Source organism: Cellulomonas sp. SLBN-39, from assembly GCF_006715865.1.
In the GTDB taxonomy this organism is placed as follows: Bacteria; Actinomycetota; Actinomycetes; order Actinomycetales; family Cellulomonadaceae; genus Cellulomonas.
Genome location: NZ_VFOA01000001.1, coordinates 1711854 through 1736001, shown reverse-complemented (window position 1 = coordinate 1736001; position 24148 = coordinate 1711854). Strand labels below are relative to the sequence as shown.

At 75.4% G+C, this 24148-nt stretch carries 21 protein-coding genes, 1 pseudogene and 1 riboswitch; of the genes and pseudogenes, 7 read left to right on the top strand and 15 right to left on the bottom strand.

The annotated features are described in order from the left end of the window. Nucleotides 1-220: 220 nt before the first annotated feature. The 6 genes from FBY24_RS07960 to FBY24_RS07935 are packed head-to-tail and all read right to left on the bottom strand — an operon-like array spanning nt 221 to nt 8746. Complete coding sequence (locus tag FBY24_RS07960) at nt 221-814, bottom strand: GNAT family N-acetyltransferase (RefSeq protein ID WP_222117220.1); 594 nt, start codon at nt 812-814, stop codon at nt 221-223. Then, entirely contained in the window at nt 811-3165 is a 2355-nt protein-coding gene (locus FBY24_RS07955; RefSeq protein ID WP_142159576.1) for a penicillin acylase family protein, read from the bottom strand. The genes FBY24_RS07960 and FBY24_RS07955 overlap by 4 nt, the downstream gene beginning before the upstream one ends. Nucleotide 3166: 1 nt before the next feature. Next, on the bottom strand, nt 3167-5059 hold the full coding sequence (locus tag FBY24_RS07950; protein ID WP_142159574.1) for an IucA/IucC family siderophore biosynthesis protein: 1893 nt from the start codon (nt 5057-5059) through the stop codon (nt 3167-3169). Continuing rightward, nucleotides 5056-5961: a GNAT family N-acetyltransferase gene (locus FBY24_RS07945; RefSeq protein ID WP_255432292.1), complete on the bottom strand. Its 906-nt coding sequence runs from the start codon at nt 5959-5961 to the stop codon at nt 5056-5058. Before FBY24_RS07945 ends, FBY24_RS07950 begins: the two co-directional genes overlap by 4 nt. Next, complete coding sequence (locus FBY24_RS07940) at nt 5958-7307, bottom strand: lysine N(6)-hydroxylase/L-ornithine N(5)-oxygenase family protein (protein WP_142159572.1); 1350 nt, start codon at nt 7305-7307, stop codon at nt 5958-5960. Before FBY24_RS07940 ends, FBY24_RS07945 begins: the two co-directional genes overlap by 4 nt. Next, nucleotides 7304-8746 carry a pyridoxal-dependent decarboxylase gene (locus tag FBY24_RS07935; protein WP_142159570.1) on the bottom strand — a complete coding sequence of 481 codons (1443 nt, stop codon included), beginning with the start codon at nt 8744-8746 and terminating at the stop codon, nt 7304-7306. The genes FBY24_RS07940 and FBY24_RS07935 overlap by 4 nt, the downstream gene beginning before the upstream one ends. A 195-nt stretch (nt 8747-8941) precedes the next feature. Between FBY24_RS07935 and FBY24_RS19760 the strand changes: the two are divergent. Then, a pseudogene (locus tag FBY24_RS19760) lies at nt 8942-9292 on the top strand (GtrA family protein); the annotation flags it as partial. Nucleotides 9293-9384: 92 nt separating this feature from the next. Here the strand turns inward: FBY24_RS19760 and FBY24_RS07925 are convergent. Both FBY24_RS07925 and FBY24_RS07920 read right to left on the bottom strand, forming a co-directional pair. Next, a complete protein-coding gene (locus FBY24_RS07925; protein ID WP_142159568.1) occupies nt 9385-10179 on the bottom strand; it encodes an alpha/beta hydrolase family protein in 795 nt (264 codons plus the stop codon). Between the two features lie 52 nt (nt 10180-10231). Next, nucleotides 10232-10648, bottom strand: coding sequence for a VOC family protein (locus tag FBY24_RS07920; RefSeq protein ID WP_142159566.1), 417 nt, complete (start codon nt 10646-10648; stop codon nt 10232-10234). Between the two features lie 81 nt (nt 10649-10729). Here FBY24_RS07920 and FBY24_RS07915 point away from each other — a divergent pair, with 81 nt between their 5' ends. Both FBY24_RS07915 and FBY24_RS07910 read left to right on the top strand, forming a co-directional pair. Further along, nucleotides 10730-11107, top strand: a complete 378-nt coding sequence (locus FBY24_RS07915; RefSeq protein ID WP_142159564.1) for a helix-turn-helix domain-containing protein — start codon at nt 10730-10732, stop codon at nt 11105-11107. Further along, complete coding sequence (locus FBY24_RS07910; protein ID WP_142159562.1) at nt 11104-11715, top strand: PIN domain-containing protein; 612 nt, start codon at nt 11104-11106, stop codon at nt 11713-11715. Before FBY24_RS07915 ends, FBY24_RS07910 begins: the two co-directional genes overlap by 4 nt. Before the next feature lie 163 nt (nt 11716-11878). Here the strand turns inward: FBY24_RS07910 and FBY24_RS07905 are convergent, their stop codons facing one another. After that, nucleotides 11879-12355 carry a MarR family winged helix-turn-helix transcriptional regulator gene (locus FBY24_RS07905; protein WP_222117219.1) on the bottom strand — a complete coding sequence of 159 codons (477 nt, stop codon included), beginning with the start codon at nt 12353-12355 and terminating at the stop codon, nt 11879-11881. A 115-nt stretch (nt 12356-12470) separates the two neighbouring features. Here FBY24_RS07905 and FBY24_RS07900 point away from each other — a divergent pair, with 115 nt between their 5' ends. From FBY24_RS07900 to FBY24_RS07890, 3 genes are all read left to right on the top strand, one after another. Beyond that, complete coding sequence (locus tag FBY24_RS07900) at nt 12471-14396, top strand: ABC transporter ATP-binding protein (protein ID WP_142159560.1); 1926 nt, start codon at nt 12471-12473, stop codon at nt 14394-14396. 86 nt (nt 14397-14482) lie between these two features. Further along, complete coding sequence (locus FBY24_RS07895; RefSeq protein ID WP_142159558.1) at nt 14483-16099, top strand: methyl-accepting chemotaxis protein; 1617 nt, start codon at nt 14483-14485, stop codon at nt 16097-16099. 137 nt (nt 16100-16236) lie between these two features. Beyond that, complete coding sequence (locus FBY24_RS07890) at nt 16237-17862, top strand: methyl-accepting chemotaxis protein (RefSeq protein ID WP_142159556.1); 1626 nt, start codon at nt 16237-16239, stop codon at nt 17860-17862. A 69-nt stretch (nt 17863-17931) separates the two neighbouring features. On the opposite strand, the gene FBY24_RS07885 is transcribed toward FBY24_RS07890, so the two are convergent. Then, a complete protein-coding gene (locus FBY24_RS07885) occupies nt 17932-18246 on the bottom strand; it encodes a multidrug efflux SMR transporter (RefSeq protein ID WP_140457992.1) in 315 nt (104 codons plus the stop codon). 13 nt (nt 18247-18259) lie between these two features. After that, nucleotides 18260-18325, bottom strand: a riboswitch (guanidine-III (ykkC-III) riboswitch). Between the two features lie 134 nt (nt 18326-18459). Here FBY24_RS07885 and FBY24_RS07880 point away from each other — a divergent pair. Then, entirely contained in the window at nt 18460-20226 is a 1767-nt protein-coding gene (locus FBY24_RS07880; protein ID WP_255432290.1) for an ABC transporter ATP-binding protein, read from the top strand. 24 nt (nt 20227-20250) lie between these two features. Here the strand turns inward: FBY24_RS07880 and FBY24_RS07875 are convergent, their stop codons facing one another. The 5 genes from FBY24_RS07875 to dcd form a co-directional block, all read right to left on the bottom strand. Further along, a complete protein-coding gene (locus tag FBY24_RS07875) occupies nt 20251-20802 on the bottom strand; it encodes an NUDIX domain-containing protein (RefSeq protein WP_142159554.1) in 552 nt (183 codons plus the stop codon). A 46-nt stretch (nt 20803-20848) separates the two neighbouring features. Further along, a complete protein-coding gene (locus FBY24_RS07870; RefSeq protein WP_142159552.1) occupies nt 20849-21649 on the bottom strand; it encodes an SDR family NAD(P)-dependent oxidoreductase in 801 nt (266 codons plus the stop codon). Nucleotides 21650-21735: 86 nt separating this feature from the next. Continuing rightward, entirely contained in the window at nt 21736-22191 is a 456-nt protein-coding gene (locus FBY24_RS07865; RefSeq protein ID WP_142159551.1) for a hypothetical protein, read from the bottom strand. A gap of 61 nt (nt 22192-22252) precedes the next feature. After that, nucleotides 22253-23407 carry a hypothetical protein gene (locus tag FBY24_RS07860; RefSeq protein WP_142159549.1) on the bottom strand — a complete coding sequence of 385 codons (1155 nt, stop codon included), beginning with the start codon at nt 23405-23407 and terminating at the stop codon, nt 22253-22255. A 2-nt stretch (nt 23408-23409) separates the two neighbouring features. Continuing rightward, nucleotides 23410-23985 carry a dCTP deaminase gene (gene dcd, locus FBY24_RS07855; protein WP_142159547.1) on the bottom strand — a complete coding sequence of 192 codons (576 nt, stop codon included), beginning with the start codon at nt 23983-23985 and terminating at the stop codon, nt 23410-23412. Between the last annotated feature and the right edge of the window lie 163 nt (nt 23986-24148).

Sequence of the window (24148 nt, the reverse complement as noted above, 5' to 3'; positions counted from 1 at the left end):
GGTAGTGCCTATCCGGCTCGCCATGCGCGAGACCTATAGTGCGATTTTCGCTTGTGCGGCATGGACGCCCGGAGTCTGCCTTCTGCAAGCTCGGCGGCAGTGCGAGCTGGGAGACCTCGTCGGGCATAGTCGGAGGCTACCCGGCCGCGTCGCGGCGGGTGGGTCCGGTTTAATGGGTGTCCTAGCAACTAGCCGCCTTCGTCGACCCGGTAGCGCGCGGTCAGCGGGTGACGAAGAACAGGCGGGCGCGCTTGGTGGGCAGGTCGACCTCAGGGCCAAGCTCGGCGCCGAGCAGGAGCGCGCGGCGCAGCATGGGCGTGTTGCGAGTGTCGGGCTCGCCCACCAGGCGGCGGACGCCCGGCTGGTCGAGGAGCACGTCCGCGAGCGCGGTGAACAGGCGTGTGGTCCACCCGGTGCCGCGCACGTGCGGCGGGCGGCCGCCGAGCAGGACGTGCAGGCCGAGGTCGCCGGGCTGCACGTCGTACACCTCGCCGACGGGGTCGAGCGCGGGCTCGTAGACCTGCAGGAGCGCCACCGGCACGCCGTCGAGGCGGACGAGCAGCGCATGGTGGTGGTCGAGGTCGTCGACGTAGGCGTAGGTGTCGCGCAGCTCCTCGCGGGTGAGCTCCGCGAGGCCCCAGAACTGGGTGCCGCGGGCCGTGACCCACGCGTGCAGCACGTCGAGCTCGGTGTCCGGGTCGAGCACCGTCGTGGTGAGGGTGCCGAGCCCGGGCAGGTCGCGCTCGTCGACCGTCCCGCCGCGGCCGAGGGCGGCCAGGTGGGCCGTGACGCGGTCGGGGACGGTCGCGGTCACGGGCGGTCCCCCGCGTCGTCCGGGTGGTCGGAGGCGTGCTCGCGCGTGAGGGCGTCCCACGCGGTGACGACCTGCACCGTCTGCGCCGCGGCCCAGCCGGGGTGCTGGTCGGCGAAGTGCTCCGAGGCCGGGTCGCCGGCGGTGCCGAACGGCACGCCCCAGCGGCTGGCGTCGCGGTCGGCGAGGTCCCACACCCAGCGGGCCACCGAGCCGCGGAACGCCCGGTCGGTGACGCCCGGCACGGTGCCGGTGCAGCGGACGGTGTCCTGGTCGCCGCCGAGCGGCACGGGCGAGACGACGGGGACGGCGGCACCGGGCACCTCGGCGAGCACGTGGGTGGGGCGCACGGTGTGCCGGTCGCCCCAGGTGCCCTCGTGCGCGCCGGCGACCTGCTCGAGCGCGGCACGCACGTGCGCGGGGCCGTCGCCCACGAGGTCGGGGCGGGCCAGCAGTCCGGGGAGGACCGCGGCGACGCGGCCGCGCAGGCCGAACCACGCGTCCCAGGCCTCGCCGAGGCCGTGCGGTGCGACGAGCGGCGCCAGGCCGGGCTCGGCGCACAGGCGCACGACGAGCGCGGACCGCAGCGCGGCGAACAGCCCGGCACCGACCGAGCCGGCGTCCATGTGCCGGTCCCAGGCCAGCAGGCGGGTGCGCACGTCGGCGGCGGCGGCGGCGCTCAGGGCCGCGGAGCCGGGCGCGCCGGCGTCCGCGACGAGCGCCAGCAGGGGCTCCGCACCGGCCAGGTGCGTGTCGGCGTGGATCTCCGCCATGTCCGGCGGCCCGAGGGGGCGGTCGCGGCGCTCCGCGAGCAGCGCGCGGACGCGGTCGCTGCGGTGGGGCGCGTAGACGCTGCCGTGGTCGCGGGCCGGGTCGGCGGGGCGCTCGTTGGCGTCGGCGGCCTGGTCGGTCACGGCGGTCGGCGGGGCCAGGGGACGCCAGGGGCGGGGTGCGTGCGCCGGGTCCCAGGCGTCGAGCGGCAGGAGGCGCTGCTCGGGCGGGCGGTCGGCGGCCCGGCCGGCGTCGAACGCCAGCACGGTGCCGTCGGCGTCGGCGGCCAGCACCCGGTTCACCGGGTCGACCCAGCCGGTCAGCGCCGCGGCCACGTCGTGCGCGGTGCGGGCGCGCAGCAGGGGCCGCAGGCAGCCGAACCCGAGGTCGTCGTCGACGCGGGCCTGCAGGCGCAGCGCGTACCCGGCCTCGAGGTGCACGGCGACGAGCGGCACGGTCTCCTGCTCACCCTCGGGCCGGTCGTCCGCGGGGGCAGGGTCGGCGGGTGAGCGGTCCTGCGACCCGTCGCCCTGCGCGGTCGTCGCCGCGCTCGGCCCCGGTGCGTGCGCACCCGCCCACGCCGGGTCGTGGGGGTCCAGGCCGCGCACGACGACGACACCGCGGGCCGTCTCCAGCACCTCGACGTCGACGGGTGCGCCGCCGCGGACCAGCACCTGCTCCGTCGTCGCGTCGCACGGCTCCCAGCCGCCGGGCCCGCGGGCCTCCCACCGGCCGTCGCGCCGCCCACCGGTGCGGCGCAGCAGCTCGCGGACCACCTCGCCGGAGTGCGCGACCGCGTTGGTGATGCCCCACGCGGCCGTGCCGGTGTGCGCGAAGTGCGGCACGCCCGGCACGCCGGGGAACGCGAGGCCCAGCACGTCGTACGCGTCGCACGCGAGGCGTACCTGCTGGTACACGCCCGGCAGCTCGAGCACGCGGTGCGGGTCGCCGGCCAGCAGGGGGCGCCCGGACGCGGTGCGGGACCCGTGCAGGGCCCACGCGTTGGAGCCGCTGCCCGGGTCGTCGGCCGCGGGCTCGAAGAGCCGCACGAGGTCCAGCGGGTCCGTGCCGGCCAGGCCGGGGTGCCCGGACGCGCGGGCGGCGCGCACCAGGTGGTCGTGCCAGAGCACGCGCGGCGCGGACGAGAACAGCGCGTGGTTGACGAGGAACACGGCGAGCGGCGCCCACGCCGGCCACGGGTCCCAGCCGGTGGTGCCGCCCAGCACCCGGTCGAGCTCGACGACCTCGGCCACCGCGCGACCGCCACCGGGCCCGGCGTCCGCGAGGCCGGCGTTGACCCCGTCGACGTACGCGTCGACCCAGGCGCGGTCGTCCTCGCCGAGGGCGGCGTACGCGCGCCGCGCCGTGGAGCCGAACCGGGCGCGGCGCGCGAGCACGTCCCACGCCACGCCCGCGGGGCCGATGTGCTCGGCCATCCGCCCCTCGGCGCGCCACAGGTCGGTCTGCACCTGCCACGCCCGGTCGCGCGCGGTGACCCAGCCCTGCCCGTACGCCAGCGCACGCTCGTCGGACGCGCGCACGTGCGGGACGCCCTGGGCGTCCCGGAAGACCTCGAACCTCACGTCAGGACGTCTCGTGCACGCCCGCGGCGTCCGGCTCCTGCCCGGCGACCGCGCCGCGCGCGACCGGGTTGGCCAGCGTGCCGGCGTAGATCAGCGACGAGGACTGGTCGGCGAGGTCGACCATCTGGAGCGTGTTGCGCAGCTGCAGCCGGTTGAGGCACGAGTGCGCGAACCGTGCGGCCCGCAGGTCCACGCCCGACGGCAGGTCGGGGTGGTCGGCGAGGTGCCCGTCGATCGTCTCGGCGACGACGCCCCAGAACTCGCCCTCGGTCATGACGTCGTCGAGCACGAGGATCGCGGCGAGGTGCCGCAGCACGCCGTCGAGCACGTCGGTGAAGACCGCCAGGGCCTTCTCGGCGTCGTCGACGGGGTGCCGGACCCGTTCGACCGCAGCGGGCAGCACGGGCCGCTCGGACAGGACGGCGACCTCCTCGCCGATGTCCTTGAGGAACGCCCCGACGGGCACGTGGTCGGCGAGCTCGAGGATCACGTTCTCGCCGTGCGGCATGAACGCCAGGTCGTGGGCACGCAGGCAGTGCACGAGGGGCCGCAGGTAGACCCGCAGGTACGCGCGCAGCCAGTCGGCGGGCGCCAGGCCCGACGCCCGGACAGCGGCCGTGGCGTACGCGTCCCCGGCGCCGTCGCGGTGCAGCAGCGCGGCCATCGTCGCCAGACGGTGACCGGCGGGCACGCGCGTGAGGGGCTGCTCGCGCCACAGCGCCGCGATGAGCTTGCGGTGCGCGTTGGGGCGGGCCGTGCGGTGGTACGCGTCGCCCGTGTACCCGATCGACGCGCGCTCGCGCAGCACCCGCACGCCGCACGCGACCAGCTCGGGGTCGTTCTCGACGAGGTCGGCGACCCAGTCGTTGATCGCGGGCGTCGCGCGCATGTACGCGGGCGAGAGCCCCCGCAGGAACCCCATGTTCTGCACGCCGAGGGCCGTCTTGACGTAGTGCCGGTCGGGCCGGGACACGTTGAGGAACGTGCGCACGGACTGCTGCGCGCGGTACTCGTCGTCGGACTCCCCGAGCAGCACGAGGTCGCGGCGCGCCACGTCGGGCGCGAACGTCACCGCCACCTTGTGCTCCCACTGCCACGGGTGCACGGGCAGGTACCGGTACTCGGCGGGGTCGAGGCCGAGCGCGCGCAGCCGGTCGGCGAACGCCGCGAGCGTCGCGTCGCCGAGCTCGTGCCGGTACAGCGCGTCCTCGGTCAGCCCGTCGCCCGTGGCCACGTGGCTCAGCGACCGGCGCGCCGCCAGCCACACCAGCCGCACGGGCCGCGCCGCCTCGGGCGCGTACGCGTCGTGCTCCCCGACGCCCAGGCCGATCCGGCCGTTGTTCGCGACGAAGCCCGGGTGCCCCTCGGTCATCGCGGCCTCGACGGTCGCCAGGTCCGCGTCGAGCAGCTCGGCGACGCTCGGCCCGCCGCGGTGGTGCTTGTACGCGGCCGACGCCAGCGTGGCGGCGAGCTCCTCCAGGTACAGGGCGAGCAGGTCGTCGGGGATCCGCAGCAGCGGCTGCAGCTCCAGCACGAGCTCCTGCACGTCCAGCGGTGCGGGCGTGCCGTCGACGTCGCGCACCAGGCTGTCCTCGTCCACGGCCCAGTGCTCGAGCGCGAGGCGTCGGGCCCGGAACCGGTAGGTCACGGTGCCGCCGTCCAGGGCGTCGAGCGCGAGGACGTAGGCGCCGTCGGCGGACGCGGCGCGGTCGCGGGACGGCGCCAGCAGCCGCTCGTGCGTCAGCTCGGCGATCGCCTTGGCCACGAGGTGGCGCTGCGCCGCGGCCATCGCCTCGGGCGTCAGGTGCGCGGCCGGGTGGGGTGCGGGGTGCCTCGTCGTGCGCGGGCCCGGCCCGGTCAGGGCGGGCTCGGCGACGGTGGGTGCTGCGGTCATGACGGGTCCTCGGTGGTTCGGGGCGGGGCGAGCGGCAGGCCCGGCGGGGCGGCGGGCGGCTCGGCGGCCCGGCGGCGGGCCCGGGCGCGACGGCGGGGGCCGACGGCGCCGACGCTCGCGGCGGCGGGCGGCAGGGGCGGCTGCCCGAGGCGGGAGCGCGCGAAGTCCTCGCGCGTGCACACCGACAGCGCGGCCCGCTTGGTGCCGAGCTGCACCTCCTGCACGACGCGGAACCCGCCGGCGGCGTTCTTCGCGGCGATCGGGGCGTTGTGCACGTCGGGCTCGACGACGACGCGGTCGGCGTGCAGGGTGGAGAAGCAGAACCGCAGGGTCGCGGCCATGACGGCGTCGGTGAGGCCGTGCAGCGGCGCGGCCTCGGGCGGGGCCACGAGCAGGTGCATGCCCACGTCGCCCGGGCGGGCGTCGAACACCTCGTCGAGCAGCACCCGCGCGGGGTCGTACGTCTCGACCATGAACGTCGGCCGCCCCGCGACCCGCCCGAGCCACGCGTGCTCGTGCGGGGAGGCGGCGAGCGCGAGCTCGTAGGCGAGGATCTCCGGCAGCCCGAGGTGGTCCATCTGCCAGAACCGCGACGCCGGGTGCGTCAGCCAGGAGTGCAGCAGCAGCGCGTCGCGGTGCGGCACCACCCGGTCCAGGCGGATCGGGCCGATGCGGCGCCACGCCTCGGCGGGGGCGGTCGCGGTGGGCAGCATCGTCGTCTCGGCGCTGCGGCGCACGGGCCGCAGCACGGGCACGCCGGGCCCGGTGACGGGACGCGGCGCGGGGTCGCCCGCCGGGGTCGGGACGCGCGGCCCGTCCGCCGGACGCGCCGCGTCCCCGGGGGCGGCCGGGTCGTCCGTGCCGGTGGTCGGGGCGCCCAGGCGCACGTGGCGACCGGTCACCGGCCGGCCTCCGCAGGCACCCCGGCCGGTGCGACCGTCCCGGCCGGTGCGGGGTGCGCGCCGGTGGGGACGCCGAAGTCCTGGAACGCGATCCGCTGCTCGCGGGGGTAGACCTCGCGCCCGCAGACCGCGGCGAGGATCGCCGACGACCGCCACGGGCCGAAGCCCAGGTCGGGGGCGGTGAGGCCGTGCGTGTGCTCCTCGCCGTTCTGCACGAACACCCGGCGGCGGCCGCCGTCGACGGAGTAGTCGCGGGCCACGTCGAGCCGCCCGCGCGCGTCCCAGTCGAGGCGGTGCGCGATGCCGAGCACCACGTCGGGCACCTGCGCGGCGTACCCGGTGGCCAGCACGAGCGCCTGCGTGCGCCGCTCGTGCTCGGTGCCGAGCTGCCCGTGGCGCAGGCGCAGCGTGTACTCCTCGCCGTCCCAGGCGGCGGCGGTCACCTCGGTGTCCGTCAGCAGGGTGGTCGGCACGGGGCCGGTCGCGCTCATGCGGTACAGGGTGTCGTAGATCTCGTCGACGAGGTCGCCGCTGATGCCCTTGTACAGGCCGCGCTGCTCGCGGGTGAGCCGGTCGCGCAGCGCCTCGGGCAGGGCGTGGAAGTGGTCGGTGTACTCCGGCGACGTCATCTCGAGCGTCAGCTTGGTGTACTCCATGGGGAAGAACCGGGGCGAGCGCGTCACCCAGTCCAGCCGGTAGCCGTGGGTGCGGGCGCCGTCGAGCAGGTCGCGGTACACCTCGGCCGCGGACTGCCCCGACCCGACCACGGTGATCGACCCGGCGGCCTGCAGCTCGGCGCGCCGGTCGAGGTACTGCGACGTGTGGATCGCGGGCCCGTCGAGCCCGCGCAGCGCCTCGGGGACCACGGGCTGGGTCCCCACGCCGAGCACGACGTGCCGCGTCCGGTACCGCTCGACCCCGTCGGCGGTGCGCGCGTGCACGACGTACAGGTCCTCGTCGTCCGGGTCGACCTCGACGGACGTGACCGTGCGGCCCCACCGCAGCGAGCCGAGCTGGTCGGCGACCCACCGGCAGTACGCGTCGTACTCGGCGCGCAGCGGGTAGAAGCTCTCGCGGATGTAGAACGCGTACAGCCGACCGGTGGCCTTGAGCCACGCGAGGAACGAGTACCGGCTGGTCGGGTCGGCCATCGTCACCAGGTCGGCGAGGAACGGCACCTGGATGGTCGCGCCGTCGAGCATCATGCCCGGGTGCCAGCGGAACTCCTCGGCCCGGTCGAGGAAGACCGTGTCGAGGTCCAGGGGGTCCGCGAGCGCGGCGAGGCCGAGGTTGAACGGTCCGATGCCGACGCCGACGACGTCGTGCACGTGCCCCGCGGCGCTCACCGGGCCACCTCCGCGAGCCGCTGCTCGGCGAGCAGGGCGGCGCCGGCGGCGCGCACGAGCTCCAGCACGTGCCGCACGTCGGCGACGGACGTCTCGGGGTTGAGCAGCGTGAGCTTGAGGCACGGCCGTCCGTCGAGGACGGTCCGGGCGACCAGCGCCCGGCCGGCGTCGAAGAGCCGGCGGCGCACCCCGGCGACGAGGGCGTCGGCCTGCTCGTCGTCGACACCGTCGGGCTGGTAGCGGAACAGCACGGTCGACAGGTCGGTGCGGGCGAGCAGGTGCAGCTCGGTGTCGCGCTCGACGAGGTCGTGGACGGCGGCGGTCAGGTCGATGGTCGCGTCGACCATCTCGCCGATGCGGTCGGGGCCCAGGGCGCGCAGCGTGGCCCACAGCTTGAGGGCGTCGAAGCGGCGCGTGGTCTGCAGGGAGACGTCGACCTGGTTGGGCTCGTCGGAGTCCTCGGGGTTGAGGTAGTCGGCGTGGTGGGCGACGTGCCGCAGGTCGGCGGCGTGCCGCACGACGAGCGCGGACGACGAGACGGGCTGGAAGAACGCCTTGTGGAAGTCGACGGTGACGGAGCGGGCGCGCTCGACGCCGTCGAGAAGGTGCCGGCGCGTGGGGCTGACCAGCAGGCCGCAGCCGTAGGCGGCGTCGACGTGCAGCCAGACGTCGGCGGCGTCGCAGACGTCGGCGATCGCGGCGAGCGGGTCGACGCAGCCGCGGTCGGTGGTGCCGGCGGTCGCGACGACGGCCATCGGCAGCCGGCCGTCGCGCTCGACGTGCCGCAGGGCGATCGCGAGGGCGTCGGCGCGCATGCGCCCGTCCTCGTCGACGGGGACGAGCCGGACGCCGTCGGCGGGCAGGCCGAGCAGGCGCACGGCGTTGCGCACGGAGAAGTGGCCCGACGCCGTGGCGAGGACGACGAGGTCGTCGGGGTGGGCGCCGGGGGCGTGCGCGAGGGCGCGCTCGCGGGCGACGAGCAGGGCCTGCAGGTTGGACTGGGTGCCGCCGGAGGTGAAGACTCCGCCGCCGTCGACGAACCCGAGGCGGCCGGCGGTCCAGGCGACCAGCCGGCGCTCCATGAGGGTGCCGACCGTGGACTGGTCGTAGGTGTCGACGCTGGCGTTGACGGCGGCGATCACGGCCTCGGCGGCGACGGCGGGCACGGCGACCGGGCAGTTGAGGTGCGCGGCGTAGCCGGGGTCGTGGAAGTACACGGCGTGCCGGGCGAAGAGCTCGTCGATCTCGCGCAGCGCGGCGTTGGTGCCCTGGCCGGGGCCGTCGAGGTCGACGACGTCGACGAGGGCCTGGAGCTCGTCGCGGCTCGCGCCGGAGAACGGCTGGGTGGTGGTGCGGAACCGCGAGGCGACCCGGTCGACGGTGCCCCGCAGGGCCTCGGCGTAGGCGTCGGCGGACGCGGCGGACAGCAGCTCGTGCACGTGGGGCTCCCCCTCGAGAGCGACCCCCTGAGCTGGACGCGCGCCCAGCGAGTGAGGTCTACCTAACTTAGCCACGCCTAACATACGCCAAACGGACGACGGGTCAAGCCGCCAGGGACGCAGGTCCCGCCCGCTGGCACGGTTCACCCCGCCCGACCGCGCACGTGCGGCCCCGCGCCGTCGACTGGACCGGTCGTGGAGGAACCCGTGCGCACCCGCCCCGGCACCTCCGCGACCGCTGCGGTCGCGCGGTACGCCGCCACCGGGACCGCCGCCAGCGGCGTCTACGCGCTCGTGGTCGCCGTCGCCACCGGCCGCGCGCTGCCCGCGCTGCTCGCGCACCTGCTGGGCACGATCGTCTCGACGGTCGTCGGCAGCACCCTGCACCGCCGCTACACGTTCCGCGCCACCGCCACCACGTCGTGGCGGCGCACCCAGGCCGCGGGCGCCGCGACGGCGACCACCGGGCTCGTGCTGAGCAGCGCGACGCTCACCGCCTGGCACCACGCGGCCCCGCACGCGCACCGGTTCTCCGACGTCGTGGTCGCCCAGGTCACCAACGCGCTCGTCGGGATGATCGGCTTCGTCGTCATGCGACGCGTCGTCGGCGGTCCGACGCCCGTGACGCCCCGGCCCGGCTACGCGCCCGACGCACCCCCGGCCGCCCGTCCGCGCAGCGGCAGCCACGCCAGCACGTCCTGCACGTGCCGGTCCCAGAACGCCCAGTCGTGGACGCCCGGGTGCACGTGGTGCTCCAGCGCCACCCCGCGCTGCGCGGCCCGCGCGGCGAACGCGTGCTGCGACCCCAGCAGGGGGTCGTCCGCGCCGCACGTCGCGTACAGGGCGGGCAGCGCTGCCGGGTCCGCGCGGTCGAGGAGCGCGAGCAGGTCGTCGTCGCCGCCCGCCGGGTCCGCGCCCGCCCACACCTGCGGCACGAGCGCGTCACGCGCCTGCGCCGACGCCGCGTCCGTGATGCCGAGCGCGCCCGACAGGCTCGCGGCGGCCGCGAACCGCCCCGGCTCGCGCAGCGCCCACCGCAGCGCCCCGTACCCGCCCATCGACAGGCCGGCGACGAACGTGTCCTCCCGCCGCTGCGACACCCGCAGGAACCGCCCGACGACCTCCGGCAGCTCGGCGTGCAGGAACGTCCAGTACGCGCTCCCCCAGGCCTCGTCGGCGTAGAATGACCGCCCGCCGCGCGGCATCACGACCGCCAGCCCGAGCTCGGCCACGTACCGCTCGACCGACGTGCGCCGCAGCCAGATCGACTCGTCGTCCGAGAGCCCGTGCAGCAGGTACAGCACCGGCGGCGGCTCCGAGCCCGTGGCCCCGCCCATGCCGATCTGGCCGTGCGCGGGCTCCGGCAGGATCACCGTCATGGCGGTGCTCTCCTGCAGGGCCTCGGAGAAGAAGTGACAGGTCAGCAGCGCCATCGCCGGTCCTCCCGTAGGGTCCCCCGCACGGTACCGCCGCCCCCGGGACCCGTCAGACGAACAGGCAGAACGGGTGCCCGTCCGGGTCGAGCATCACCCGCACGTCGCCCTGCGGCTGGGGGTCCGCCAGCCGCGCCCCGCACGCCAGCGCGTGCGCCACGGCCGCGTCGAGGTCGCCGTCGACCTGCACGTCGAGGTGCTGCGACGCCAGCGGCTCCCCGGGCCGCGCGGGCCACACCGGCGCCACGAAGTGCCGCTCGTGCTCCAGGTTGATCGTCAGGCCCGTCTCGCCCCGCGGCGGTGCGACCTGCGCCCACCCGGCCTCGGGCGGCTCCCCCGGCCCCGGCCCGTCGTCCGCCGTCACCCGCCACCCCAGCAGCGCCGCGTAGAACGCCGCCGCCTGCCGCGGACGGGGAGTGCCGATGCTCACCGAGGTCGCCCGCATCCGCGGGGGCGCGTCGTCAGCCATGCCTCATCCTCCGCGACAGCCGGCCGGACCACGACTGCTACAGTTGCGACAGATACAGCAGATACAGCAGATGGAGGCCACGTGGTCAGGACGCTCGAGCGGGACGCCGCCGCACTCCACCGGGCGTTGGAGGCCTCCGGCGACGAGATCCACGTGGCGGTCTCGCGCGAGACTGCCGAGCTGCTCGCACGCCTCGTCGACGCGCACGCCCGGGGAGAGCGGGTTCTGGTCACCGCCCCCGAGGTCACCCCGAACGAGGCCGCGTCCTTGATGGGGATGTCCCGGGCTCAGGTGCGCAAGCTCATCGACCGGGGCGCCCTCGACTCCCGCATGGTCGGGAGCCACCACAGGGTCAGCGTCGAGTCGATCCACGCGTTCCTCGACGCCGAGCGGGATCGCCGCCGCTCGGCGCTCGCCGACCTCGCACAGCTTCAGGACGACCTCGGCCTGACCGAGTGACGGCTCTAGAACCACCGCGCATCGTCCTCGCCGACGCGAACGTCCTGTACTCGCGCGTCCTGCGCGACTACCTGCTGTACGCGGCGGACGAGGAGGTCATCTCGGTGACATGGAGCCCCGAGATCCTGCGCGAGATGACCGAGCACCTCGTCGAGAACGTCGCAGGCTTCACCCACGAGTCCGGGGAGCGGCTCGTGACGGCAATGAACCGTGCATTCCCGTACGCGGAGACCACCCCGTCGGACGAGGCGCGCGCTGCAGTCGCCGAGGCCGCGATTCCCGACGAGGACGACCGCCATGTCCTCGCAGCAGCCGTTGCCGCCGAGGCCACCGTGCTCTGCACCTCCAACGTGCGCGACTTCCCCGAGGAGGTCACGACCCCGCTGGGCGTGCACGTGATGACGCCAGATGCACTGCTGGCACGCCTCGTCCGACAGTTCCCGACAACGATGCACCGGGTGCACGCCACGTCTGTCGCACGACTTCGAGGGGCGAGCGACGACTCGACGATCGCGGCGCTGGGGCGCGCCGGCGCACCGCGCACCGCCGCACTGGTCTGCGAGCTCGTCCAGGCGCGATCGACCTCGACGAGCCGGCCCCCGCCGTAGAGTGCTGGGCGCGCCGCACCATCGAGGTGGTGTCGGAAGTGAGCCTCGGGAGAACCTGCCGGACGGCAGGGCCCGGGGCTCGCGCCATGCCTGGAGGTCGCCGTCGACGACGTGGAGAGGCACCTTGACGCCGAAGGGCGCCCGCGCCGGCACTCTCGGCGCGTCAGCCGCGGGCGACGCGGCGCAGGAGGTGCAGGAGGGCGGCCCGCTCGTCGGGGGCGAGGACGTCGAGGCGGGCGCGGGCGCCCTCCTGGCGGCGGGCGGAGAGGCGGGCGAGCTGCTCGTGGCCGGCGTCGGTGAGCTCGACCAGGGTGGCGCGGCGGTCGGCGGGGTCGGGCACGCGGCGGACCCAGCCGTCGGCCTCGGCCTGGTCGACCTTGGACGTCATGGACCGGGGGGCGACGTCGAGCGCCTCGGCGAGCTCGCCCAGGCGGCGGGGCTCGCCCGCGTGGTCGAGGGTGCGGAGCAGGCGCAGCTGGCCGGGGGTGATGTCGTGGCCGAGGATCGTCGACGCCTCGCGGCGGACGCTGCGCAGCACGTCGTGCAGGAGGCCCAGGAACTCCTCGGAGGGGTCGGCAGTCCGCGGCGGGGGGCACCCGTCGCCGCGCCCCTCGCCGTCCGACCACCCGTGCTCGCCCACGGGCGCAGGCTACCCGGGAACATCCCGAAGGTGAATGACGCTCATGGTGAGGTAACCTCAGCATCGGCGTCGCTCGCCCGCGCGCCGTCCCGCCCCTCCGCCCCCAGGAGGCCCCATGAGCCCCACCGGCATGCCGCGCGGCGGCAACCCGATGATGCGCGGATTCGGCACCGACCGGTCCGTGGTCCACCAGCGCCTGCAGCGCGGCACGCTGCGCCGCGTCCTGCGCTTCGCGCACCCCTACCGCCCGCAGCTCGGGGTGTTCCTCGCCCTCATCGCCCTCGGCGCAGCCGCCGGCGCTGCCTCGCCGTGGCTCGTCCAGCGCCTCATCGACGACGGCGTCGCCACGGGCGACACCGGCCTCGTCGTGAGCACGGCCTCCGTGATCGCCCTGCTCGCGGTCGTGCAGGCCGTGCTCGGCGTCGGCGAGCGGTGGGTGTCCGCACGGATCGGCGAGGGCCTCATCCACGACCTGCGCACCGCCGTGTTCGACCACGTGCAGCGCATGCCGCTCGCGTTCTTCTCCCGCACCCGCACCGGCGCGCTCGTGCAGCGGCTCAACGGCGACGTGCTCGGCGCGCAGCAGGCGTTCACGTCCACGCTCTCCAACGTCGTGAGCAACTCCCTGACGGTCGTGTTCGTGCTGGCCGCGATGCTGTCGATGTCGTGGCAGCTCACGCTCGTCTCGCTGGTGCTGCTGCCGGTGTTCGTGCTGCCCGCACGCTGGTTCGGGCGCCGCATCGCCGACATCACGCGCGAGAGCTACGAGCTCAACGCGGACGCGTCGCAGACCATGACCGAGCGGTTCAACGTCGCCGGGGCGCACCTGGTCAAGGTGTTCGGCGACCCCGCGCGCGAGTCCGCCGCCTACGCCGAGCAGACCGGGCGCGTGCGCGACATCGGTGTGCGGATGGCCCTGTACTCCACGTGGTTCCGCATCGGCCTGACCACCGTCGCGGCGGTCGCCACGGCCGTCGTCTACGGGCTCGGCGGGCTCATGGCCATCAGCGGCCAGCTCACCGTCGGCGTCGTCGTCGCCCTCGCCGCCTACCTCGGGCGGCTCTACGGGCCCCTGACCGCGATGTCGAACGTGCAGGTCGACGTCATGACCGCCCTGGTCTCGTTCGAGCGCGTCCTCGAGGTGCTCGACCTGGAGCCGATGGTCGCCGAGAAGCCCGACGCCGACGACCTGCGCGCCGCCGTCGGCACGCGCGGGGCGTCCGTCGAGCTCGACCACGTGGACTTCCGCTACCCCGCCGCCGACGAGGTGTCGCTCGCGTCGCTGGAGTCCGTCGCCGCGCTGCGCCACGACCCCGTCGCCGACACGCTCCACGACGTGACGTTCACCGTGCCGGCCGGGTCGATGGTCGCGCTCGTCGGCCCCTCGGGGGCGGGCAAGACGACGATCTCCCAGCTCGTCACGCGCATGTACGACCCCACGGGCGGCGCGGTGCGCATCGCCGGGCAGGACCTGCGCGACGTCACCGCGGCGTCGCTGCGGGCGACGGTCGGCGTCGTCAGCCAGGAGGCGCACCTCTTCCACGACACCATCGCCGGCAACCTGCGGCTCGCGCGCCCCGACGCGACCGACGCCGAGCTGGCGGACGCGCTGCGCGCCGCGCACGTGTGGGACCTGGTCGCGTCGCTGCCCGAGGGGCCGCAGACCGTCGTCGGCGACCGCGGCTACCGACTCTCGGGCGGGGAGCGCCAGCGCCTGGCCATCGCGCGCCTGCTGCTCAAGGCGCCCGACGTCGTCGTGCTCGACGAGGCCACCGCGCACCTGGACTCCGAGTCCGAGGCCGCCGTGCAGGTCGCGCTCGACGCCGCGCTGGCCGGGCGGACGTCGCTCGTGATCGCGCACCGTCTCTCGACCGTGCGGCAGGCGGACCTCGTGGTCGTCCTCGACGCCGGGCGCGTCGTCGAGCAGGGCACGCACGCTCAGCTGCTCGCCGCCGGCGGGCTGTACGCCGACCTGTACCGCACGCAGTTCGCGGACGTGGCGGGAGCGCAGACGGGTGGAGGTCGCGTCCGAGCGGGGTGAACTCGGGCAGAAGTGCTCGTGACCGGCACCAGCCGGACGACCGTCCAGACATACCGGTCCCACGACGCACGCCCAGGAGCCCTCTCATGACGACACCCGCGACCACGGCCGCCGGCCGCCGCCGGTTCGCCGACCTCGGCGTGCAGACGAAGGTCCTCACCGCCGTCGGCGTCGCCGCCGCCGTCGCGATCGGCGTCGGTGCGCTCGGGCTGCAGGGCCTGCACGACTCGGCCGAGCGCACCCACGCGATCGCCGAGCACGACCTGGAGGCCGTGCACGACTCGCTGCTCATGGAGGTCGCCCTCCTGGAGATGCGCCTGGCCGTCGCGGACCACGCGCTCTCGCAGACCGACGAGGAGATGGCCGCCAGCCTCGAGGCCGTCGCCGAGGCCGAGGCCTCCCTGCGCAGCTACGCCGACGAGTACGCCGAGCTGGCGGACGCCTCCGAGGCCGCGTCGCTCGCGGAGGTCCTCGCCTCCCTCGACGCCTACGACCAGGTCCGCGACGAGGTGCTCGTCCCGCTCGGCGCGGTCAACGCGTACGACGAGTGGATGGCGGCGCGGAACGATCAGGCCCAGCCCCTCGCCGAGCAGATGGAGACCACGCTCGACGAGCTCTCCGAGGCAGCACGCACCGACGCGGACGTCGCGGTCGTGGAGGCCGACGACGAGTACCGCACCGACCGCGCCGTGTTCCTCGCGCTGCTCGCGCTCGGCATCGCCGCCGCCGTCGGCGTGGGCGTCGTCGTCGCGCGGCAGATCGTCGGCAGCCTGCGCCGCGTGCAGGACGTCTGCGCGGCGCTGGAGCGCAGCGACCTCACCGTCACCGCGGGCCTGACCCAGCGCGACGAGGTCGGCCGCATGGGCACCGCCCTGGACTCCGCCGTCGCCACCCTGCGGGGCGTCGTCGGCACGATCGACGAGTCCGCGACGTCCGTGGCCAGCGCGTCCGAGGAGCTCGCGGCCGCGACCCAGCAGATCGCCGCCGGTGCGGAGGAGACCTCCGTGCAGGCCGAGGTCGTCTCCGCCGCGGCCGAGCAGGTGTCGCGCGGCGTGCAGACCGTCGCCTCCGCGAGCGAGGAGATGGGCCTGTCGATCCGCGAGATCGCGCAGAACGCCGGCGAGGCGGCCCGCGTCGCCGAGGAGGCCGTGCAGGCTGCCGCCACCAGCACGACCACCATCTCGCGCCTGGGCGACTCCAGCCGCGAGATCGGCAACGTCGTCAAGCTCATCACGCAGATCGCCGAGCAGACGAACCTGCTGGCCCTCAACGCGACCATCGAGGCCGCGCGCGCCGGGGAGGCCGGCAAGGGCTTCGCGGTCGTCGCCGGCGAGGTCAAGGAGCTCGCGCAGGAGACCGCCCGCGCCACCGAGGACATCTCGCGCCGTGTCGAGACCATCCAGGGCGACACGCAGGAGGCCGTCGACGCCGTCGAGCACATCTCCGAGGTCATCGCCTCGATCAGCGCCTACCAGCAGACCATCGCGTCGGCCGTCGAGGAGCAGACCGCCACGACGCAGGAGATCTCCCGGTCCACCGCCGAGGTCGCCACGGGGTCGAGCGAGATCGCCGCGAACATCGCCGGTGTCGCCGAGGCGTCGGCCACCACGACGATGAGCGTGGCGCAGTCGCAGGAGGGCGTCAGCGCGCTGGCCGCGATGTCCGTCGAGCTCTCGGCGCTGGTGGGCACGTTCCGCAGGTGAGCCGACCTGGGTGACCCGACCTGGACGCCCGTCCTGAACCGGGTGAATCCGGGCGCCGCGCCTCATCGACGGCGCCGGGCGGCCGAGAGGACGGAGGACGCGACCCGTCCCGGGCCGCCCGCACCCGGAGCCCACACATGAGCATCGTCGCCCCCACGTCCGCCGCGCCGCGCAGGTTCCGCTTCGCCGACGTCAGCGTCAACGTCAAGATCCTCGCGGCCGTCGGCGTCGCCGCCGTCGTCGCCCTGGTCGTCGGCCTGCTGGGCCTGAGCGGCCTCTCCTCGTCGTCCGCGGCGACGCAGTCCATGTACGAGCAGAGCCTCGCCGGGGTGCGGTTCGCCGAGCAGATGGACAGCGGCGCGGCCAAGATGCGGCTGTCGGTGACCAACCACGCGCTCGCCGCCGACGAGGCCGCGATGAGCGAGCAGGCCGCGAACGTCTCCGAGCACGAGCAGGCGGTGCGCGACGCGGCGGCCGGCTACCTCGCGCTCGGCCCGACCCCCGAGGAGACCACGGTCGTCGAGGAGTTCCTCGCCGCCCTCGACGGTTACGCGCAGGTCCGCGACGACGTCCTCTACCCGATCAGCGAGCGGAACGCGTACGCCGAGTGGATCGAGGCGCGCGACACGCAGTCCGGCCCCTTCATCGAGGCGATGGCCGCCGCCACGACGAGCCTCGTGGAGAGCGAGACCGCGCAGGCGAGCGCCTCGGTCGCGGCCTCGCAGGCCGCGTACGCGTCGAACCGGACCACGTTCATCGTCGTGCTCGTGGTGGGTCTCGTCGCGGCGATCGCGCTGGCGTGGTTCGTGGCCCGTGGCATCGTCCGCAGCGTCGCCGACGTGCGCCGGGTGGCCGACGCGCTCGAGCGCAACGACCTCACCGTCACCTCCGGCCTGACCTCGCGCGACGAGCTCGGGCAGATGGGCAGCGCGCTCGACGCGGCCGTGGTCAACCTGCGTGGCGTGATCGCGACGATCGAGTCGTCGTCCGGCTCCGTCGCCGGGGCCTCGGAGCAGCTGTCCGCGAACACGCAGCAGATCGCCGCCGGCGCCGAGGAGACCGCCGCCCAGGCCGGTGTCGTCTCGGCCGCCGCCGAGCAGGTCTCGCGCAGCGTGCAGACCGTCGCCGCAGCCAGCGAGCAGATGGGCGCCTCGATCCGCGAGATCGCCCAGAACGCCGGCGAGGCCGCCCGCGTCGCCCAGGAGGGCGTCGAGGCCGCCGAGACCAGCACCTCGACCATCCAGCGCCTGGGCGACTCCAGCCGCGAGATCAGCAACGTCGTCAAGCTCATCACCTCGATCGCCGAGCAGACGAACCTGCTGGCCCTGAACGCGACCATCGAGGCCGCCCGCGCCGGCGAGGCCGGCAAGGGCTTCGCGGTCGTCGCCGGCGAGGTCAAGGAGCTCGCCCAGGAGACCGCCCGCGCCACCGACGACATCTCCCGCCGCGTCGAGGCCATCCAGGCCGACACCGACGGCGCCGTCGAGGCCATCGCCGGCATCTCCGGCATCATCGCCTCGATCAGCGGCTACCAGCAGACCATCGCCTCGGCCGTCGAGGAGCAGACCGCCACGACCCAGGAGATCTCCCGCTCCGCCACCGAGGCCGCCTCCGGCTCCGGCGAGATCGCCGCGAACATCTCCGGCGTCGCCCAGGCCGCCGGCACCACCACGAGCAACGTGTCGCAGTCGCAGCAGGGCGTCAACGAGCTCGCCTCCATGGCCGCCGAGCTCGCCACCGTCGTCAGCCGCTTCCGCGTCTGACACCCGCACCGACGGCGCCGCGACCCCCACGGGTCGCGGCGCCGTCGTGCTGCCGGGCCGCAAGAGCGCTCAGTGCGCGAGCTTGAGTCCGACGACGCAGCCGACGATCCCGAGGATCAGCAGCACCTTGACCAGGCTCGCGGGCTCGGCGCCGGTGAGCATGGCCCAGGCGACGGTCAGCGACGCACCGACGCCGACCCACACGGCGTACGCGGTGCCGGTGGGCAGCTCGCGCATCGCCCACGCGAGGCCGCCCATGCTGCCGATCAGCGCGACGCCGAACACGACCGTCGGGGCCAGGCGGGTGAAGCCCTCCGAGCGGCCGAGGGCGGTGGCCCAGACGGCCTCGAGGACACCGGACAGGACGAGCACGAGCCAGGACATGGCAGACCTCCGCAGGTCGCCGTCTTGTCGCACTCCGGGTACGGCGCCGCTCGTCCGGGAGCGGGCGGTCCAGCGCCTCGCTCTCCCCCAGGCTCGCACACCCGTCGGCCCGCGGCCAGGCGTCGGCGGACGGCCGCACCACGACGGAGGACCGGGTGGGTGAACTTGGCAAGCGCCTTCCCTCCGTCGGTGCGCGCGGGCAAGGATGGACGGGTGACCTCCTCCCCCCGGTGCCGGTCCGTCGACGTCGACGGGCAGCACCCGCTGCGCTCGGTCCTGCGGCTGCTCGGCATGCACCGGCGCCGCGTGGCCGCAGCTGTCGGGTTCTTCGCGCTCAAGGACACGCCGCTGTGGCTCATGCCGCTGATCACGGCACGGGTCATCGACGTGGTCGTCGCCGGCGGGCCGCTGCGCGAGCTGTGGCTGTGGGCGGGGATCGCGCTCGTCGCGCTCGCGCAGAACTACCCGAACCACGTGGCCTACACCAAGCTCTACATGGGCGCCGTGCGGCAGATCGGCGCCGACCTGCGCAACGCCCTGGCGGCGCGCCTCCAGAGCCTGTCGATCGGCTTCCACCAGCGCGTGTCGTCCTCGATCGTGCAGACCAAGGTGGTCCGCGACGTCGAGAACGTCGAGCTCATGCTCCAGCAGGTCACGCACCCGCTGCTGTCGTCCACGATGGTCGTGGTCGGCGCGGTCGTGACCACCGCGACGTCCGTGCCGCAGTTCCTGCCCGTGTACGCGCTGACCATCCCGCTGGCCGTGCTGCTGCGGCACGCCCTGGCGCGCCGCTCGCGCGCCCGCAACGAGGACTTCCGCCGGCAGGTCGAGCGGTTCTCCGCCCGCGTGGGCGAGATGGCCACGCTCATGCCGATCACCCGCGCGCACGGCCTGGAGGAGACCGCGCGCGACCGGGTCGCCGAGGGCGCCGAGGGCGTGCGGACCTCCGGGTACGAGCTCGACGTGCTCAACGGCCGGTTCGCGTCGCTCTCGTGGGTCGGCCTGCAGCTGCTCGGCGTGGCGTGCCTCGTGCTCGCGGCCACCGCGTCCGTCAGCGGCTGGTTCCCGGTGACCGCCGGCCAGGTGGTGCTGCTGTCGTCGAACTTCACGCTCATCACCGGCGGCGTCACGGCGCTGCTCATGCTCCTGCCCGTGGCCGCCAAGGGCCTGGAGTCGGTCCGGTCGGTGGCCGAGGTGCTCACCGAGCCCGACCTGGAGGAGAACGAGGGCAAGGCCCACGTGACCGCGGTCGAGGGCCGCCTGGTGCTCGACGGCGTGCACGTGCGCTACGCCGACGCGGACGCCGACGCTCTCGACGGCGTCGACCTCGACGTGCGCCCGGGCGAGACGGTGGCGTTCGTCGGGCCGTCCGGGTCGGGCAAGTCCACGCTGCTCAACCTGGCGCTCGGGTTCCTGCGCCCCACGTCCGGGCGGGTGCTGCTCGACGGCGTCGACGCGGCGACGCTCGACCTGCGCACGTACCGCCGGCACGTGTCCGTGGTGCCGCAGGAGTCCGTGCTGTTCGAGGGGTCGATCCGCGACAACGTGACCTACGGGCTCGGCGACGTGCCGGACGCGCGCGTGCGCGCCGCGCTGGAGGACGCCAACGCCGCGCAGATCGTCGACGACCTGCCCGACGGGTGGCACACCGTGGTCGGCGAGCGCGGGGCGCGCCTGTCGGGCGGCCAGCGCCAGCGGCTCGCGATCGCCCGCGCGCTGGTCCGCGACCCGCGCGTGCTGCTGCTCGACGAGGCCACCTCGGCGCTGGACCCGGAGTCCGAGGCCCTCGTCCGCGACGCCCTGGCCCGGCTCATGCGGGGCCGCACCACGCTGGTCGTCGCGCACCGCCTCTCGACGATCCGCGGCGCCGACCGCATCGTGGTGCTCGACCACGGGCGCGTCGTCGAGGTCGGCAGCCACGACGAGCTCATGGCCGCCGACGGTCGCTACGCCCGCCTGGAGCGGGCCCAGCGGGTCTGACCGGGTCGTCCCCGCGGGTCCCGCTCAGGCCAGCCGGCCCAGGTGCAGGGCCGCGAGGGCGAGCGCGGCGACCGTCTCGCCGTCGCGGACCCGGCCGTCCCGGACCATGGCGAGGACCTCCCCGAACGGCACCGTGCGGACCGCGGTGATCCCCTCGACGCCCTGCTCGTGCGCGGTCGCGGCGACGTCGCCGACCGGCTCCAGACCCCGCGCGACGAACACGTGCTCGACCGCGCGGGCGATGCCGTTGAGCGCCTCGGTCGTGCCGACGGCCGTCCACTCCCGCGCCGTGAGCCCGGCCTCCTCGGCGAGCTCGCGCTGCGCGGCGACGAGGGGGTCCTGGCCGTCGGTGCCGCCGGCGGGCACCTCCAGCGACCCCGGACCGGTCGTGTAGCGGTCCACGGTCACCAGCACCACCTCGTCGTCGTCCGTCAGGGCGACGACGAACACCGACGGCCGCAGCTCGACCACGCCGTACACGCCGGGGCGGCCGTCGGGCGTCGTGGTCGCGTCCTCCCGGACCGTGATCCACGGGTTCTCGTAGACGACGCGCGAGGAGACGGTCTGCCAGGGCACCCCCCGACCGTAGGGCACCGGCAGCCGCCCCACGGCCGGGCCCGGCTCAGATCGTGGCGACCGAGCCGGCGTCGACCCGGTAGTTGGACCCGGTGACGAACGACGCACGCTCGGAGCAGAGGAACCCGATCACGGCGGCGACCTCCTCGGGCCGGCCGCGCCGCCCGAGCTCCATGTGCGGGCGCTCCTCGGCGAGGAAGCTGCGCACGGCCTCGTCGAGGTCGGTGCCCCGCTCGGCCGCCCGCTTCTCCATCATCGCGTCGGTCATCGGGGTCTCGACGAAGGCCGGCGAGACCGCGTTGGTCAGCACCCCCTCGCCGGAGTACGTGGCCGACAGCCCCTTGGACAGCGCGAGGACGCCGGCCTTGGCCGCGCAGTACGGCAGCTCGTCGGGGTACGGCTGGACGGCGTCCTCGGACGCCAGCAGCACCACCCGCCCCCAGCCGGCGGCGCGCATGGCGGGCAGGAACGCGCGGACCACGCGCACGGCCGCGAGCAGGTCGACCTCGAGGGTCTGCTGCCAGCCCTCGTCGTCGATCTCGTGGAACAGCCCCTGCGCCCCCGTGACGCCCGCGGCGTGCACGAGCACGGTCGGGTCGCCGAGCGTGGCGCGGGCGTGCGCGACGAGCGCGTCGACGTCCGCGGGCCGCGTCAGGTCCGCCGCGCGGGCGGTCAGCGCGTCCGCGCCGGCACCCAGCCGGTCGGCGGCCTCGGCCAGGGCCTGCGGGTCCTGGTCGGTGAGCACGACGCGCACCCCCTCGTCGAGCAGGAGCCGCGCGGTGTGCCAGCCGATCCCGGAGTCCCCTCCGGTGACGAGCGCGGTGCGGCCGGTGATCCCCAGGTCCATGCGTCCTCCGGCGGGCGTCGGGTGCGGGCGACGAGCGGCCCGCCCGCGGGACCGTCGGCGTGCCGGGGCGTCCCCGGCGGGGCGGTTCAGGCGGTGAGCGCGGCGGCCGTGGCGAGCACGACGGCGTCCTCGACCAGGGCGGCCCGCAGGTCGGGCTGCAGGGCGGCGACGCCGGACGCGGCGGCCTGCTCGCGCCACGACGCCCCGACCACCGACCCGACGAAGGCCCCGAGCGCACCGACCACGGGTGCGCCCACGACGGCAGCCGGCCCTCGCCTCTCGACGACCGCGAGCGCGAGCGCACCGGCGGCGCCGGCGAGGAGCCGCACCGCGAGCTGCGGGGAGCCCAGCCGGCTGGGCGTCACGGGGAGCTTGTCGGTCACGACCTCGCCGAGCACCGCGGCGCGGGCGAGCGCCCGCAGGGCCCGCGACGGTGCGTCGTCCCGTCCGCGGGTCGCGACGACGACCGGGACGGCGAACGCGACGGACGAGCGGCCGCCGGTGGCCAGGCCGAGGGCGGCGGACCGCACGAGATCTCCCATGCGTCGTTCCTACCCGCGGTCGGCCGGCCCGGCATCTGGAGCGGGGCGCCTGACCCGGCGCTCAGAGGTCGTCGGGGTGGACCAGGAAGTCCGCCTCGTCGGCGATCTCGCCGCCCACGAGCCCGTGCACGGCCTTCGCGATGGCCTGGATCTTCGGCGCGGACCGCGCGCGCGCGACCCGGTGCTCGAACGACGGCTTCTCGGCCTCGATCTCCTCGATCGAGAACGGCTCCCACCGGACGCGGTAGGCGACGACGCCGTCCGCGGCCCACGGCAGCTCGGCGATCAGCGGCGGCAGCAGCTGCGGCTCGGCGGCGGCGACCTCGACCGCGAGGATCCCGTCGACGCCGAGGTCGACGAGGACGCCGAACCCCTCGGACGGCGGAGGGTTCTGGAGCATGTGCTCGTCGAAGGCGGCGGCCTCGGCGTACAGGCGGCGGCGCTCGTCCTCGTCGGCGACGCCGTGCTGCTCGAGGGCGGCACGCAGCCCGGACCCGCCGGCCTCGGGCGATCCGCCGACCGCGCCCTGGGAGTCGCGCCCGACGCCGCTGCTCGGGCCGCGCCAGCCGTCGGCGTCCGGCTCGGACAGGTAGGCCCCGGCGTGCACGCGCTGGACGACCTCGAGGACCTCGGCGGGCTCGACCCAGTGGTCGGCCAGGACGGTGAGGTCGGTGGCCGCGTCGGGGTCGGGGGTGAGGACGGCGCCGGTGGAGGTGCGGATCGCGCCGCGCAGGCGGCGGGCGACGGCGACGAGCCACTGCAGGTACCGCTCCTCGCCGCGCACGGGCATGCCGTCGGGGAAGGCCCGCTTGAGGCCGTCGCGGTCGCCGCCGGGCCAGGGCTTCTCGCCGCGCTCGACGGGGCAGTCCAGCACCCACACGACCGTCGTCGACGCGGGCAGGCCGACGGCGACGGCGTCCTCGGCGGTGGTCGCCCAGGGGCCGACGAGCGTGGCGGCTCGGCCGAGCCGCAGGGCGCGCGCGGACGCCTTGACGGCGCGGATGCCGAGCGCGGCCGTGACGGCGGGCACGAGGCCGGTGCGGGTCGCGGCCTCGGCGCCGGTGACCTCCCAGCGCACGTTGCGGAAGCGGCTGGCGGCGAGCACCTCGACCTCGTAGTGCTCGACCCCGGCGGGCAGGCCGAGCAGGTGCTTGTCGCGCAGCGTCGCGTCGCCGACGGGCAGCGGCGGCAGCGTCTCGGTGGAGGGCTCGGCCACGGTCAGACCTCCGTCCGGACGAAGCCCTGCCACGACCGGGAGGCGGTGGGGCCGCGCTGCCCCTGGTACCGCGAGCCGTAGGCGGCGGAGCCGTACGGGTTCTCGGCGGGCGAGGACAGCCGGAAGAAGCAGAGCTGGCCGATCTTCATGCCGGGCCACAGCAGGATGGGCAGGGTCGCGACGTTCGACAGCTCGAGCGTGACGTGGCCGGAGAACCCGGGGTCGATGAACCCGGCGGTGGAGTGCGTCAGCAGCCCGAGCCGTCCGAGCGAGGACTTGCCCTCGAGCCGTGCGGCGACGTCGTCGGGGAGCGTGACCTGCTCGAAGGTCGCGCCGAGGACGAACTCGCCGGGGTGCAGCACGAACGGCTCGCCGGGCTCGGCCTCGACGAGGCGCGTGAGGTCGGGCTGCTCCTGCGCGGGGTCGATGACCGGGTACTTGTGGTTGTCGAACAGCCGGAAGAACCGGTCGAGGCGCACGTCGATGCTCGACGGCTGGAGCATCGCGGGCTCGTAGGGGTCGAGCCGCACCCGGCCCTGCTCGAGCTCGGCGCGGATGTCACGGTCGGAGAGCAGCACGGGGGCAACGGTAGTGCGGCCGGGAGCGGGGCGAGGCCGATGGCCGGGACGGACGGACCGACGGGACGGTCGCACCGGGTGCACGGTGAAAGGTGTCGGGCGGTTCCGGACGGGCGACCGGTCCGGCTATGCTGTCGACCGTGGCCGCGTGGGAGCGCTCTCG

What these genes read in the sequence shown, in the direction of transcription:
- FBY24_RS07885 (WP_140457992.1), bottom strand. Translation starts at nt 18,246, where the DNA reads ATGTCCTGGCTCGTGCTCGTCCTGTCCGGTGTCCTCGAGGCCGTCTGG.
- FBY24_RS07870 (WP_142159552.1), bottom strand. Translation starts at nt 21,649, where the DNA reads ATGGACCTGGGGATCACCGGCCGCACCGCGCTCGTCACCGGAGGGGAC.
- FBY24_RS07925 (WP_142159568.1), bottom strand. Translation starts at nt 10,179, where the DNA reads ATGGCGCTGCTGACCTGTCACTTCTTCTCCGAGGCCCTGCAGGAGAGC.
- FBY24_RS07900 (WP_142159560.1), top strand. Translation starts at nt 12,471, where the DNA reads ATGAGCCCCACCGGCATGCCGCGCGGCGGCAACCCGATGATGCGCGGA.
- FBY24_RS07890 (WP_142159556.1), top strand. Translation starts at nt 16,237, where the DNA reads ATGAGCATCGTCGCCCCCACGTCCGCCGCGCCGCGCAGGTTCCGCTTC.
- FBY24_RS07895 (WP_142159558.1), top strand. Translation starts at nt 14,483, where the DNA reads ATGACGACACCCGCGACCACGGCCGCCGGCCGCCGCCGGTTCGCCGAC.
- FBY24_RS07865 (WP_142159551.1), bottom strand. Translation starts at nt 22,191, where the DNA reads ATGGGAGATCTCGTGCGGTCCGCCGCCCTCGGCCTGGCCACCGGCGGC.
- FBY24_RS07920 (WP_142159566.1), bottom strand. Translation starts at nt 10,648, where the DNA reads ATGGCTGACGACGCGCCCCCGCGGATGCGGGCGACCTCGGTGAGCATC.
- FBY24_RS07950 (WP_142159574.1), bottom strand. Translation starts at nt 5,059, where the DNA reads ATGACCGCAGCACCCACCGTCGCCGAGCCCGCCCTGACCGGGCCGGGC.